The organism is Stutzerimonas stutzeri (assembly GCF_024448985.1).
In the GTDB taxonomy this organism is placed as follows: Bacteria; Pseudomonadota; Gammaproteobacteria; order Pseudomonadales; family Pseudomonadaceae; genus Stutzerimonas; species Stutzerimonas stutzeri_AP.
The window spans coordinates 42,156-54,176 of the sequence record NZ_JAMOII010000024.1 but is presented as its reverse complement, the minus strand read 5'-3'; the positions used below and the strand labels follow the sequence as shown (position 1 = coordinate 54,176).

Below are 12,021 nucleotides of genomic sequence, written 5' to 3'. Positions count from 1 at the left end.
CCCGCACCCCGACCGGACAGATCAGCCGAGCCATGAGCAAGCCTTCCATTGATGATCAGGAAATGCCGCTGGTTGCCCACCTGACGGAACTGCGCAAGCGCTTGCTTCACTGCGTGGTGGCGATCTTGTTACTGTTCGGCGCTTTATTTTACTTTTCCCAGCAGATCTACTCTCTGGTTGCCGCACCCTTACGCGCTTATTTGCCGGAAGGGGCGACGATGATCGCCACTGGCGTTGCCTCGCCGTTCCTGACGCCCTTCAAGCTGACGTTGATGGTTGCGTTGTTTCTCTCGATGCCGGTGATCTTGCATCAGATCTGGGGGTTCATCGCCCCCGGCCTGTACAAACACGAAAAGCGCATCGCCATCCCACTGCTGATTTCCAGCATCTTCCTGTTTTACGGCGGCATGGCGTTCGCCTATTTCGTGGTGTTTCCGATCATGTTCGGCTTCTTCGCCAGCGTGACGCCCGAGGGCGTGGCGATGATGACCGACATTGGCCAGTACCTGGATTTCGTGCTGACGCTGTTCTTCGCCTTTGGCGTGGCCTTCGAGATTCCGGTGGCGACCTTCCTGCTCATCTGGGTCGGCATCGTCGACGTGGCCACCTTGCGCAAAAGCCGCCCTTACGTGATCGTCGGCTGCTTCGCCATCGGGATGGTTCTGACGCCGCCCGACGTGTTTTCCCAAGCGCTACTTGCAGTGCCGATGTGGCTGCTGTTCGAGGCCGGGCTGATCTGCGGCAGCATGGTCAAGAAGCGTGAAGAGTTCCGCGGCGATGCCGAAGACGACCAACCGCACCACAGCGACCAATCGCCTACGCCTCGTCCATGAATCTGCTGCTGCTGGAGGCGGCCGATTTCGTGGCCGCCAATCGTGTGGTCCTGCATGATCGCCGTCTCACGCATATTCAAGAGGTACACCGCGCCGAGGCAGGTGAGCATCTGCGCGTCGGCCTGCTCGGCGGCGAAATGGGTCGGGGCCGCTTGCTGCGGCTGGACGCCAATGAGGCGGAGCTCGAGGTCGAGCTGAATCAACCGCCGCCTGCCAAACTGCCGATCACCCTGCTGCTGGCGCTGCCAAGACCGAAGATGCTCCGCCGTGTACTGCAGACCGTCGCCTGCATGGGCGTGCCGCGGTTGGTGCTGCTCAACAGCTATCGCGTGGAAAAGAGCTTTTGGCAAACCCCTTTCCTTGAACCGGCCGCCATTCGCGAGCAGCTGCTGCTCGGGCTGGAGCAAGCGCGCGATACCGTGCTCCCGGATGTAAGTATCGAGAAGCGCTTCAAACCCTTCGTCGAGGATCGATTGCCGCAACTGGCCGCCGGAACTCGCGGCCTGGTCGGGCATCCGGGCGACTATCCAGACTGTCCACGCGCCATCACCGAATCGGTGACGCTGGCCATCGGGCCGGAAGGCGGCTGGATACCCTACGAAATCGACAAGCTTAGCGAAGCAGGTCTGCAGCCTGTTCAGCTGGGTGAGCGCATCCTGCGGGTGGAAACCGCCGTCAGTGCGCTGCTGGCGCGCCTGTTCTGACAAAGCCGGCACGTACGTCGCGTGGCGATGCAGTACCGATGAACGTAATGCACGCATCCGGAGCATGTGGGTCAGAGCTACTGAACCCCAAAAGCAGTAGCTGCCATGCGACCTTTGACCATCGATCTTCACCGCCTGGAATACGCGCTGGATAACCGCGACGCCAGCGAGCATTACCTCGATCTGGAGTCCGGCCAAATCCGCGCGGTATTTCCCGGCGAAACCACGCCGGGCGTGGACGAAAAATACGAGGTGCAGGAGGATCGCTTTCTGCATATCGAACCCCTCGGGCTTGCCGAGTCGATCGCCATGCGCGAGGCGTTTCTGTTCACCCAGCATGACCCCATCGCGCACGCGATGCTCAGCGACGCATTGACAGGCCGCAAGCCTTTGCGAACCTTCGATTTCAAACTGGAGGATTTTCCCGCAGTGCGTCAGGCCTGGCTGGACTACCAAGCCGTTCAGCTACGCGAATACGCCATCACCTGGCTGCACGACAACGGACTGGAGCCCTCGGGACGCTAGCTTTGCTCGGTACCGGTTGGTAGGGGCCGCTCCCTTACCTTAGCCCTCTCCCAAGAGGGAGAGTGGATTGCTGCAATAGGGCGTGTCCTGGGCGGCGCTTGCCGCCCGACTTGTCTCGCTCCCCCACGGGGGGAAGGTTGGGGTGAGGGACGGAGCGAAGTGAAGCACAGAGGGCCGCCTCATCCACGAGCCAACTTTCCGCCACTCAGCTCTCCAACAGAAAGGTCACCGGCCCATCGTTTAGCAGATAGACCTGCATATCGGCGCCGAAACGCCCGCTGGCGACCAGCGAATGCTGATGCTGTGCCTGCGCCAGCAGGTAGTCGTAGAGCTCTTCGCCGAGCTGCGGCGGTGCCGCGCTGGAAAAACTGGGTCGAAGACCGCTACCGGTATCGGCAGCCAGGGTGAACTGGGATACCAGCAGCAGACCGCCACCAATGTCCGTCAACGAGCGGTTCATCCGGCCCTGCTCGTCGCCGAAAACGCGATAGCGCAGTAGCTTGTGCAACAGCTTGTCGGCCCGAGCGCGGTCATCTTCGCGTTCGACACCGACCAGTACCAGTAGCCCTTGGTCGATGGCGCCGACCACTTCGCCCGCCACCTCGACCCGCGCCTGCCGCACGCGCTGGATCAACGCCTTCATCAGGCTTCCTCAGGTGGCAAATCGAGCAAGCGGTGCGCGATGTCCGCGGCGGCACGCACCAGAGCATCACAGATACCCGGCTCCGCTGCCGAATGACCCGCTTCGCGAATGATCTGCAACTCGCTGTTCGACCATGCTTCGTGCAGCTCCCAGGCATTTTCCAGCGGGCAGATGACGTCATAGCGTCCATGCACGATGATCCCGGGCAGATGAGCAATCTTGTGCATGTCACGCAGTAGTTGGTCGGGCTCGAGGAAGGCATCGTTGACGAAGTAATGGCACTCGATGCGCGCCATCGCCAGCGCCCGATGGGTGTCGGAGAAACGATCGACGACTTGAGTGTTGGGCCGCAGCGTGGCGGTACGGCCTTCCCAGCAGGACCAGGCCTTGGCGGCATGCATCTGGGCGATCTGATCGCTACCGGTCAGTCGCCTGTAGTAAGCCTGCATCAGATCACCCCGCTCCTCCTGCGGGATCGGCGCAAGAAAGTCCTGCCAGTAGTCCGGAAACAATCGGCTGGCACCCTCCTGGTAGAACCAGTGAAACTCCTTCGGTCGGCAGAGAAAAATGCCGCGCAGGATCAGCGCATGCACATGTTCGGGAAATGCCTGAGCGTAGGCCAGCGACAAGGTCGAGCCCCAGGACCCACCGAACAGCACCCATTTGTCGATGCCGAGATGTTCACGAATCCGCTCCATATCGGCGATAAGATGCGCGGTGGTGTTGTTTTCCAGGCTGGCGTGTGGGGTCGATCGGCCACAGCCACGCTGGTCGAAGGTGATAATGCGGTACAGGTTGGGATCGAAGAAACGTCGGCTCAGGGCATCACAGCCACCGCCTGGGCCGCCATGCACGAAAACCACGGGCAGGCCCTCCGGTGATCCACTCTCGTCCACGTAAAGCACATGCGGTTGGTCGACCGCCAGCTCGTGCCGGGCGTAGGGTTTGATCTCCGGATACAAGGTCTGCATGGCACACTCCATGATCGGTGCGCGGGCCTAGACCCGCCTGACGTTTCCGGCATCATAACGAGGTTCGAGAGGTTCGGCATGCCCGTATGGAAATTAGCCGCCGCTATCGCGGCGCTGGCCTTGCTGCTAGTCGGTTGTGGACGCGACGATCCGCAAGCGGCGCTTGAAGTGGCCGCGCAATCGCTACAGGAAAGCATCGAAAACAAGGACAACGGCGACCTGATGGCGCGGATACATCCGGAGTTTCGCGCCAACCAGAACCTCGACCGGGACTGGGTGCGGCGCACGGCCGGCCTGATGTTCTTGCGGCACGCTAACGTGCGGGTGATAGCGCTGAATCCCCAGAGCTGGATTGATCCGACCTATTCCGACAAAGGCTACAGCGAAGCCCAGGTAGCACTGACCGGCGCCGAGCGCTGGCTACCGCAACGCATCGGGCACTATCACGTCAGGCTCGAATGGTGGCACGAGGATGGTGAGTGGCTGTTGGCGCGGCTGGACTGGGAATAACCGCGCCTGAGGTCAGCTCCTGTTTCGCTGCGATTGCGACGGAGCCCGTCCTTCCGGCTGGTCGGCGGCAAGCTTGTAGGGCCGAACTTGTTCGGCTTTTGCCATTTGCGGCCGAATAATCCGGCGCTACAGATGACTTACTTGAAAAGGGAGCAGACCTTAGGCCCACCTGTAAAAGGCGAGCCGGCACTCCACGACAGTCAGGACGACTCGCCGCGCCATATCAATTCGCCGACGTCATAGCCACGCTCACGGGCCTCGGCGAGCAGCCTGTCGCGCGTCGCCGCGTCGATTTCCTTCTCACGCGAAAGCAGCCACAGATAATCTCGGTCCGGGCTGCCCACCAGCGCCACGTCGTAGCCCTCGTCGAGGTAGAGAATCCAGTAGTGCCCTTTGGTCAGGCTCGGAAACAGGTTGCTGAACCAGTTATCGAAGCGAACCCAGAGTTTGTCGGTCTTTCCTGCCTGTTGGGGCACCGCTTGACCGTGGACCTGTTGCCATTCGCCGTTGGCGGTTTCGCAGCGGTTGGTTACCGCCACGCTGGCGTCATTCTGCAACTGATATTCGGCCTCGGAACGTACGCAGTTGCGCTGGAAGAACATCGGCAGGCGCGCCTGCTCGTACCAAGTGCCCTGATAGCGCTGGAGATCGACCTGACCGACCGTCTCGGGCCCTTCGACATTCCGTGAACCTGCGCAACCGGTAATCAACAGCGCGCAACACAGGGCTAAGAGAAAACGCATAGGTGCTCCTTTATTGCAGGCCTTGACCGGAGAACATCATCACTTTATCGCCGGCAAACTGAATACTGATGAAGCGGTTCTTCTGCCCCCAGGTGCAGCTGGACATGCCCAGCGCGCCGGCGCACTCACCGGGCTTGCCAAGCAGCTCTTCGACTTCCGCGCGGGGCATGCCGGCTTTCAACTTGGCGAAATTCTCCTGGGTGACCGGACTGCAGGCCGTCAGCAATACGACTACCGCAAGCAACGACAAACGACGCAACGACATGAAAGATTCCTTTTTTCGGGACGGTGCCTGGCCGCGCCCGGCTGATGGAGGTTAGGAAGCGAACAGGCGGGGAGGTTCCTCGCTGCCGCTAGAAACGTGAGCCGGGCTCGGCCAGAAATGCCTGCTCGGCCTCGGTGGTTTGGCGACAGAGCGTATCGTTGCGATGAGGAAAGCGTCCGAACCGGGCAATCACATCGCGATGGCGTTCCGCAAAATCGAGGAAGTCGGCGAACAGCTCTCGGTCTTCGGGTGCGACGAGTCCGTGGAGCATCTGGAATTGCGCAACGGCCTGCTCCTGTGTCTGCAGGTTTTCCGCGTGTTCGAGAACCAGATAGATGAATACCCGCTGAATTGGCGTAAGCAGTACATCGCCGCCATGCGCCATGCCCTCGCGAACTAACTGCAGGGCTTGCTCGTCACCGGCGAATGCTTGCGGCGTCCCGCGGTAAATCATGCGCGGGAGCTGATCGAGCAACAGCACCAACGCGAGCCAGCCGTGCGGGGATTCGGTCCAGTGGCCCAGCCCGCCGGCCAGCGCCTGCTCGGTCAAGTCGCCGAAGCGGTCACGGGCCTCGGCGTCCTGTTCGGGCTTATAGCCGAACCACAGCCCGTGTTTCTGCTGGGCGATCTCGCCAACAGTGACGCCCTGACCGAACCACCAGTTCAGCAACTCCAGCCAGGGCGCCTGCATCGGTCAGTCCTGATGGTAGGCGGTGGCGCGCTCGACTTCTTCCTTAGACCCAAGGAAGACCGGTACGCGCTGGTGCAGCGACTCGGGCTGTACATCGAGGATGCGCTGCGTGCCTGTGGTGGCGGCACCGCCGGCCTGCTCGATGATAAAGGACATCGGGTTGGCTTCGTACATCAACCGCAGCTTGCCCGCCTTGCCCGGCTCACGGGCATCACGCGGGTACATGAAGATGCCCCCACGGGTCAGGATGCGATGCACGTCGGCCACCATCGAAGCGATCCAGCGCATGTTGTAGTTCTTGCCCAGTGGGCCTTCGGCGCCAGCCAGCAACTCGCTGACGTAGCGCTGCACCGGCGGTTCCCAGTGGCGCTGGTTGGACATGTTGATGGCAAACTCGGCCGTTGACTCGGGTACGCGCAGGTTCTCGTGGGTCAGGACGAAGCTGCCCAGTTCGCGGTCGAGGGTAAAACCCATGACTCCATTGCCCAGCGTCAGGATCAGCATGGTCTGCGGTCCGTAGATCGCGTAGCCGGCGGCGACCTGCTTGGTGCCGGGCTGGAGGAATGCTTCTTCACCGAGCGCATCGTTCTGGGTGAAACATTCGCCCGGGCAGCGCAGCACTGAGAAGATGGTGCCAACCGAGACGTTGACGTCGATGTTGCTGGAGCCGTCCAGCGGGTCGAAGACCAACAGGTAGGCGCCCTTGGGGTATTTGCCGGGAATCTGGTAGGCGTTGTCCATTTCTTCCGACGCCATGCCGGCCAGGTGGCCGCCCCACTCGTTGGCTTCGAGCAGGATTTCGTTGGACAGCACGTCGAGCTTCTTCTGCACTTCGCCCTGGATGTTCTCGCTGTCAGCGCTGCCGAGCACGCCGCCTAGCGCGCCCTTGGATACGGCGTGGCTGATTTCCTTGCACGCTCGGGCCACTACCTCGATTAGGAAGCGCAGGTCCGCCGGGGTGTTGTTGCTGCGGGTCTGCTCGATCAGGTAGCGACTCAGGGTTACGCGTGACATGGAATGGCTCCAGAGGATGAAAAACCCGCGCAGTTTAGCAGGCCGAGGGGAAACTAACCCTGCCTCAGACCAGCCCTGCGGCCACAGAGTTCAGCGCAACGGCAAAGTGCCTGCAGGCGCCGCCTCTCAGCCGCTCTGGCGCGGGTTTGGCGGCCCTGCAATCGCCTTCGAGACCGCAGGGCCATGCACTAGTCGCGCTCAGAGCACCTTCCAGATGTCTTCGGCATACTCGCGAATAGTCCGATCCGAGGAGAACCAGCCCGTACGCGCCGTATTGAGCACGGCGGAACGCCACCAGCTGTCCGCATCGCTCCAACGCGCTTCGACTTCCAGCTGCGCCTGCCAATAGGCTTCGAAGTCGGCGCACACCATGAAGGTGTCGTGCCATTTCAGACCGTCGATCAGCGCCGTGTAACGACCAGGGTCGTCAGCCGAGAATGCGCCGTTGCGAATCGCCATGAGCACTTCGTTAAGCCGCGGAGAGTCGATGATCATCGCCTCGGCGTTGTACTCGTTAGCCTGCTTGCGCGCCTCGACCTCCTGCGCGGTCATGCCGAAGATGAACATGTGCTCGCGTCCGATCTGCTCGGACATTTCCACGTTCGCGCCGTCGAGCGTGCCGATTGTCAACGCGCCGTTGAGGGCGAATTTCATGTTGCTGGTGCCCGAAGCCTCCAGTCCCGCTGTGGAAATCTGCTCGGATAAGTCGGCGGCCGGAATGATGCGCTCGGCCAGGCTGACGTTGTAGTTGGGCAGAAACACCACCTTGAGCAGGCCGCGCACCGTCGGGTCATCGTTGATGGTCCGCGCGATGTCGTTGGTCAATTTGATGATCAGTTTGGCCGTGTGATAACTGGCCGCCGCCTTGCCCGCAAAAATCTTCACCCGTGGTACCCAGTTGCGGCCCGGATCGGAGCGGATCGCCTGGTATAGCGCCACGGTGTGCAACAGGTTGAGCAGCTGCCGCTTGTATTCGTGGATGCGTTTGACGTGCACGTCGAACAGCGCGTTCGGGTCGACGGTGATGCCCAGCCGCTCCTGAATCATGCGCGCCAGCAGCTGCTTGTTGTTCAGCCGCTGGGCGGCGAAGCGCGCACGGAAGTCCGGCTGGTCGGCATAAGGTTCGAGCTGGCGCAGAACCGTTTCCGGGGCATCGAGCAGTTCTTCGCCGACATGCTCGACCAGCAGCTTGGTCAATTGCGGGTTGGACTGGTACAGCCAGCGGCGGAAGGTGATGCCGTTGGTCTTGTTGCTAATGCGTTCGGGATACAACGAATGCAGATCGGTGAACACGGTCTCGCGCATCAGCCCGGTATGCAGCGCCGATACGCCGTTGATGCAGTGCGACCCGAGGAACGCCAGGTTACCCATGCGCACCCGGCGGCCATGCCCTTCTTCGATCAGCGAGACCGAACGCAGCAGGTCCAGGTCATGAATACCGCGCTCGCGCAACGCATCGAGGTGCTGGGCATTGATCAGGTAGATGATCTGCATATGCCGCGGCAGCAGGCGCTCCATCAGCCCCACCGGCCAGGTTTCCAGCGCCTCCGGCAGCAGCGTGTGGTTGGTATAGGACAGCGTATTGACGGTCAGCTCCCAGGCCTTGCTCCACGGGATGTCGTGCACGTCGACCAGCAGCCGCATCAACTCCGCGACGGCGATCGCCGGGTGGGTATCGTTGAGCTGGATCGCGGCAAATTCCGGCAGATTCAGCAAGGTGCCTCGCTGATCCAGATGCCGCCGCAGCAGGTCCTGCAGTGAGGCCGCCACGAAGAAATATTCCTGGCGCAGACGCAGCTCCTGGCCCGCCTCGGTGCTATCGGCCGGATACAGGACGCGGGAGATGCTTTCAGCGCGCGCCTCCTCGGCAACGGCACCGATATGGTCGCCGGCGTTGAAGCGTTCCAGATGAAAATCCGCCTCGGCGCGCGCGCGCCACAAGCGCAGCGTATTGACGCTCGCCCCGCGCCAGCCGACCACCGGCGTGTCGTAGGCAATGGCGCGCACGCCTTCGGCCCAGTGCCAGAAGTGCTTGGGCTGCTCCTGTCCGGTCGCGTCGTGCGGCATGGCCGTGACGCTACCGCCAAAGCCGATCAGATAACTCACTTCGGGCCGCTCGAACTCCCAGGGATTGCCGAAATTCAGCCAGGTTTCGGTCTGCTCGTGCTGCCAGCCATCGACGATGGCCTGGCGGAACAGACCGTGATCGTAGCGAATCCCGTAACCATGGGCAGCGATACCCAGTGTCGCCATGCTTTCCATGAAGCAAGCCGCCAGTCGGCCCAGGCCTCCGTTGCCCAGCGCCGCATCCGGTTCGGTCAGACGAATGCGCTCGAAATCCACATCGACACCCGCCAAGGCTTCGCGCGCAACGTCAAGCAGGCCGAGGTTACTCAGGCTGTCGGTGAGTAATCGCCCGATGAGAAATTCCAGCGAGAGGTAATAAACGCGCTTCTTGCCCTCCCGGTAGCCCTCGCGCGTACGGTCCATCCATTGATCGATCATGCGATCGCGCGTGGCCAGCGCGACCGCTTCGAACCAGTCGTGGTCGGACGCATGCTCCGGGTCTTTGCCGATCGAATAGGTCAGCTTGCTGATGATCGAATTGCGGAAGGTTGCGACAGCATCGGCGTCAGGAGCAGTGGATTCTTGCGACATCGACAGACCTCATGGAGCTGGAAAGGGGTTCATGGCAGCACAGGCCACCTCGGCAAAGGGCAATGCAAACAGGTTTGCAGGTTTCAGTTGAATCTGCGCGACCGTCTGTCCGGCGTTCGACTCGTCGGATTCGCTGGAAATTCAACCCAGGGTCGTTATGATCGCGCGCCGCCATTACCGATACCGCCACAGTGAAGACACGACTGATCGCCTCCGCCGACCCCGACCGCCTGGAAACCTGGGCCCGCTACAGCAACGGGCTGTGCCGCGACTGTCATGCGACGTGCTGCACGCTGCCGGTCGAGGTGCGCATCGACGACCTGATTCGCCTGGAAGTGGTCGATGCCTTCGAACGTGACGAGCCGCTGAAGAACGTCGCCAAACGCCTGAGCAAAGCGGGCATCGTCGAGCATTTCAATCAGAAGCAAGGCATCTTCACCCTGACCCGGCTGGCCAACGGTGACTGCCTCTATCTGGACCGCAAGACCCGCCTGTGCACGGTCTACGCCAAGCGCCCGGACACCTGCCGCAACCACCCCAGAATTGGCCCACGTCCCGGTTACTGCGCTTATCAGCAGAAAGCTGCGGCACGCTGATGCTAACCGTCGTGTGGTCTCCTGAAAGCGGCGAAAAGCGGTTTTAGAAACTGGCAATATCGTGACTCAGCGGTCATGCTTGGCGTCTGCCTGTATCTGCAAACGTTTAGGAATCCACCCGGCATGAGCCGCGATAGCCGCTATCTGGAAGCCATCCTGCATCACGACATCCCTCTGACCCGGGCGATGGGCCTGCGTGTCGATCAATGGGAAAACCACGAGTTGCGCTTGAAGGTCCCGCTGCAAGCGAACATCAATCACAAGAGCAGCATGTTTGGCGGCAGCCTGTATTGCGCGTCGGTGCTGGCTGGCTGGGGTTGGTTGCATCTGCGCTTGCGCGAGGCCGGTATCGAAGACGGCCATATCGTCATTCACGAAGGCCAGATCGACTATCCGCTACCGGTGGTGGATGACGCGACGGCGATCTGCTCGGCGCCGGACGACGGCGCCTGGGAGCGCTTCGAGACGATCTACCGGCGTCGCGGCCGCTCACGTCTCACACTGCACAGCCGAATCCTCGCAGCCGATGGTCGCGACGCCGTGCGCTTCACCGGCCAGTTCGTTCTGCACAAATAGCCTTGGCACCGTTGGGCTTCGTCGCGAAGCCCAATCCGCAGCCTTTCAGACGTAACGCGATTTGGGCGTTGCCATCGGCAGCGGGCCGTCGCCGATCAGGCGAAACTCACCACGCGCCGCATCGTAGGCACGGATTTCACTGGTGCCGATGTTGTAGAGCCAGCCGTGAATGAACAGCTGACCGCTGGCCAGTCGCGCGGCGACCGAAGGATGCGTACGCAGGTGTTCGAGCTGCGCCAGCACGTTTTCCTCGGTGAGGATGCGCAAGGTGCTGTCATCGGCACAGCCGCAGTTTTCTTCCACCACAGTCCTGGCCACCTCGGCATGGCGCAGCCAGCTGCGGACAGTGGGCATGCGCTCCAGGCCCGAGGGATCGAGCACCGCCTTCATCGCACCACAGTCCGAATGCCCGCAGACGATGATGTGCTTGACGCCCAGCGCCATCACGGCGAACTCGATCGCTGTCGACACGCCGCCGTTCATCTGGCCGTAAGGCGGCACGATGTTGCCGACGTTGCGGGTCACGAACAGATCGCCCGGCGAACTCTGGGTGATCAGCTCCGGGAGAATCCGCGAATCGGCGCAGGTGATGAACATCGCCCGCGGCGTCTGCTCGTGGGCAAGCTTGGCGAACAGCTCGCGCTGCTGCGGATAGACATCCTCGCGAAAGCGCATGACGCCCGCGACCAGGTTATCGAGCGCGTCCTGCGCCGTTTCGCTCGTCTTGTCTTCGAGGCTCATGTACGTCATCTCTTTTGTATAGGTTGAGCCCGGCCCGGCAATTCGTGCCGAAGCGGGCACCGAGACCCGGGCGGGCCGGCGCTCGAGCATGCCGACCACGGGTTTGGTTATTCGCCGCGAATGTACTGTTCGAGATGCTGGATCAGGCTTTCTTTCTCGGCGACGAGCTCCTTGACCACGTCGCCGATAGAGAGCATGCCGACCAACTTGCCCGCTTCGAGTACCGGTAGGTGACGCAAGTGCCGATCGGTCATCAGCTGCATGCATTCCTCGAGTCCCTGATGCGGCTCGACGGTCACCAGGTTGACGCTCATGATCGTGCTCACAGGAGTCGCGAACGACGAACGCCCCTTGAGGACACATTTGCGCGCATAGTCGCGCTCACTGACGATGCCGACCAAGCGACCATCAGCTTCGGCCACCGGCAGTGCGCCGACGTTCTTTTCCGCCAGCACCTGCAGCGCCGTGAGTACCGTGTCGGTCGGTGCGATGGTATGTACGCTCAAGTTCGACTTGCTGCTGACGACCTGTCCTACCGTTTTCATGGTTTC

The 12,021-nt window shown here is 61.7% G+C and carries 15 protein-coding genes; 6 read left to right on the top strand and 9 right to left on the bottom strand.

The annotated features are described in order from the left end of the window. Positions 1 to 32: 32 nt before the first annotated feature. From tatC to NA647_RS18030, 3 genes are all read left to right on the top strand, one after another. Positions 33 to 833: a twin-arginine translocase subunit TatC gene (tatC, locus tag NA647_RS18040; RefSeq protein WP_256058930.1), complete on the top strand. Its 801-nt coding sequence runs from the start codon at positions 33 to 35 to the stop codon at positions 831 to 833. After that, on the top strand, positions 830 to 1,537 hold the full coding sequence (locus NA647_RS18035; protein WP_256058927.1) for a 16S rRNA (uracil(1498)-N(3))-methyltransferase: 708 nt from the start codon (positions 830 to 832) through the stop codon (positions 1,535 to 1,537). The genes tatC and NA647_RS18035 overlap by 4 nt, the downstream gene beginning before the upstream one ends. A gap of 105 nt (positions 1,538 to 1,642) precedes the next feature. Then, complete coding sequence (locus NA647_RS18030; RefSeq protein WP_256058926.1) at positions 1,643 to 2,062, top strand: UPF0158 family protein; 420 nt, start codon at positions 1,643 to 1,645, stop codon at positions 2,060 to 2,062. A 205-nt stretch (positions 2,063 to 2,267) separates the two neighbouring features. On the opposite strand, the gene dtd is transcribed toward NA647_RS18030, so the two are convergent. Together dtd and pip are read right to left on the bottom strand one after the other, a co-directional pair. After that, entirely contained in the window at positions 2,268 to 2,705 is a 438-nt protein-coding gene (gene dtd, locus NA647_RS18025; protein WP_256058925.1) for a D-aminoacyl-tRNA deacylase, read from the bottom strand. Beyond that, positions 2,705 to 3,676, bottom strand: coding sequence for a prolyl aminopeptidase (gene pip / locus NA647_RS18020; protein WP_256058924.1), 972 nt, complete (start codon positions 3,674 to 3,676; stop codon positions 2,705 to 2,707). Before pip ends, dtd begins: the two co-directional genes overlap by 1 nt. A 78-nt stretch (positions 3,677 to 3,754) precedes the next feature. Here pip and NA647_RS18015 point away from each other — a divergent pair, with 78 nt between their 5' ends. Beyond that, positions 3,755 to 4,186 (top strand): hypothetical protein, encoded by a 432-nt coding sequence (locus tag NA647_RS18015; RefSeq protein WP_256058923.1) that lies wholly within the window; start codon positions 3,755 to 3,757, stop codon positions 4,184 to 4,186. 200 nt (positions 4,187 to 4,386) lie between these two features. On the opposite strand, the gene NA647_RS18010 is transcribed toward NA647_RS18015, so the two are convergent. From NA647_RS18010 to NA647_RS17990, 5 genes are all read right to left on the bottom strand, one after another. After that, positions 4,387 to 4,929, bottom strand: a complete 543-nt coding sequence (locus NA647_RS18010) for a lipocalin family protein (RefSeq protein WP_256058922.1) — start codon at positions 4,927 to 4,929, stop codon at positions 4,387 to 4,389. A 10-nt stretch (positions 4,930 to 4,939) separates the two neighbouring features. Further along, on the bottom strand, positions 4,940 to 5,194 hold the full coding sequence (locus tag NA647_RS18005; protein ID WP_256058921.1) for an outer membrane protein assembly factor BamE: 255 nt from the start codon (positions 5,192 to 5,194) through the stop codon (positions 4,940 to 4,942). Between the two features lie 88 nt (positions 5,195 to 5,282). After that, the gene (locus tag NA647_RS18000; protein WP_256058920.1) at positions 5,283 to 5,885 is read right to left on the bottom strand and encodes a DUF924 family protein; all 603 of its coding nucleotides are present in this window, start codon (positions 5,883 to 5,885) and stop codon (positions 5,283 to 5,285) included. Positions 5,886 to 5,888: 3 nt separating this feature from the next. Beyond that, a complete protein-coding gene (locus NA647_RS17995) occupies positions 5,889 to 6,899 on the bottom strand; it encodes a class 1 fructose-bisphosphatase (RefSeq protein ID WP_256058919.1) in 1,011 nt (336 codons plus the stop codon). A 198-nt stretch (positions 6,900 to 7,097) separates the two neighbouring features. Further along, the gene (locus NA647_RS17990) at positions 7,098 to 9,557 is read right to left on the bottom strand and encodes a glycogen/starch/alpha-glucan phosphorylase (RefSeq protein WP_256058918.1); all 2,460 of its coding nucleotides are present in this window, start codon (positions 9,555 to 9,557) and stop codon (positions 7,098 to 7,100) included. A gap of 191 nt (positions 9,558 to 9,748) precedes the next feature. Here NA647_RS17990 and NA647_RS17985 point away from each other — a divergent pair, with 191 nt between their 5' ends. Both NA647_RS17985 and NA647_RS17980 read left to right on the top strand, forming a co-directional pair. Continuing rightward, positions 9,749 to 10,153: a YkgJ family cysteine cluster protein gene (locus NA647_RS17985; protein ID WP_256058917.1), complete on the top strand. Its 405-nt coding sequence runs from the start codon at positions 9,749 to 9,751 to the stop codon at positions 10,151 to 10,153. Between the two features lie 123 nt (positions 10,154 to 10,276). Beyond that, the gene (locus tag NA647_RS17980; RefSeq protein ID WP_131649405.1) at positions 10,277 to 10,729 is read left to right on the top strand and encodes a thioesterase domain-containing protein; all 453 of its coding nucleotides are present in this window, start codon (positions 10,277 to 10,279) and stop codon (positions 10,727 to 10,729) included. A 45-nt stretch (positions 10,730 to 10,774) separates the two neighbouring features. Here the strand turns inward: NA647_RS17980 and NA647_RS17975 are convergent, their stop codons facing one another. Both NA647_RS17975 and NA647_RS17970 read right to left on the bottom strand, forming a co-directional pair. Then, positions 10,775 to 11,470, bottom strand: coding sequence for a carbonic anhydrase (locus tag NA647_RS17975; protein ID WP_256049729.1), 696 nt, complete (start codon positions 11,468 to 11,470; stop codon positions 10,775 to 10,777). A gap of 107 nt (positions 11,471 to 11,577) precedes the next feature. Then, positions 11,578 to 12,015 carry a CBS domain-containing protein gene (locus NA647_RS17970; protein WP_256049730.1) on the bottom strand — a complete coding sequence of 146 codons (438 nt, stop codon included), beginning with the start codon at positions 12,013 to 12,015 and terminating at the stop codon, positions 11,578 to 11,580. Between the last annotated feature and the right edge of the window lie 6 nt (positions 12,016 to 12,021).

Bases quoted from the DNA above. Each gene is read 5' to 3' on its own strand.
- NA647_RS17990 (WP_256058918.1), bottom strand. From the start codon at position 9,557: ATGTCGCAAGAATCCACTGCTCCTGACGCCGATGCTGTCGCAACCTTC.
- NA647_RS18035 (WP_256058927.1), top strand. From the start codon at position 830: ATGAATCTGCTGCTGCTGGAGGCGGCCGATTTCGTGGCCGCCAATCGT.
- pip (WP_256058924.1), bottom strand. From the start codon at position 3,676: ATGCAGACCTTGTATCCGGAGATCAAACCCTACGCCCGGCACGAGCTG.
- NA647_RS17995 (WP_256058919.1), bottom strand. From the start codon at position 6,899: ATGTCACGCGTAACCCTGAGTCGCTACCTGATCGAGCAGACCCGCAGC.
- NA647_RS17980 (WP_131649405.1), top strand. From the start codon at position 10,277: ATGAGCCGCGATAGCCGCTATCTGGAAGCCATCCTGCATCACGACATC.
- NA647_RS17970 (WP_256049730.1), bottom strand. From the start codon at position 12,015: ATGAAAACGGTAGGACAGGTCGTCAGCAGCAAGTCGAACTTGAGCGTA.
- NA647_RS18005 (WP_256058921.1), bottom strand. From the start codon at position 5,194: ATGTCGTTGCGTCGTTTGTCGTTGCTTGCGGTAGTCGTATTGCTGACG.
- NA647_RS18030 (WP_256058926.1), top strand. From the start codon at position 1,643: ATGCGACCTTTGACCATCGATCTTCACCGCCTGGAATACGCGCTGGAT.
- tatC (WP_256058930.1), top strand. From the start codon at position 33: ATGAGCAAGCCTTCCATTGATGATCAGGAAATGCCGCTGGTTGCCCAC.
- NA647_RS18000 (WP_256058920.1), bottom strand. From the start codon at position 5,885: ATGCAGGCGCCCTGGCTGGAGTTGCTGAACTGGTGGTTCGGTCAGGGC.
- NA647_RS17975 (WP_256049729.1), bottom strand. From the start codon at position 11,470: ATGAGCCTCGAAGACAAGACGAGCGAAACGGCGCAGGACGCGCTCGAT.
- NA647_RS18010 (WP_256058922.1), bottom strand. From the start codon at position 4,929: ATGCGTTTTCTCTTAGCCCTGTGTTGCGCGCTGTTGATTACCGGTTGC.
- dtd (WP_256058925.1), bottom strand. From the start codon at position 2,705: ATGAAGGCGTTGATCCAGCGCGTGCGGCAGGCGCGGGTCGAGGTGGCG.
- NA647_RS18015 (WP_256058923.1), top strand. From the start codon at position 3,755: ATGCCCGTATGGAAATTAGCCGCCGCTATCGCGGCGCTGGCCTTGCTG.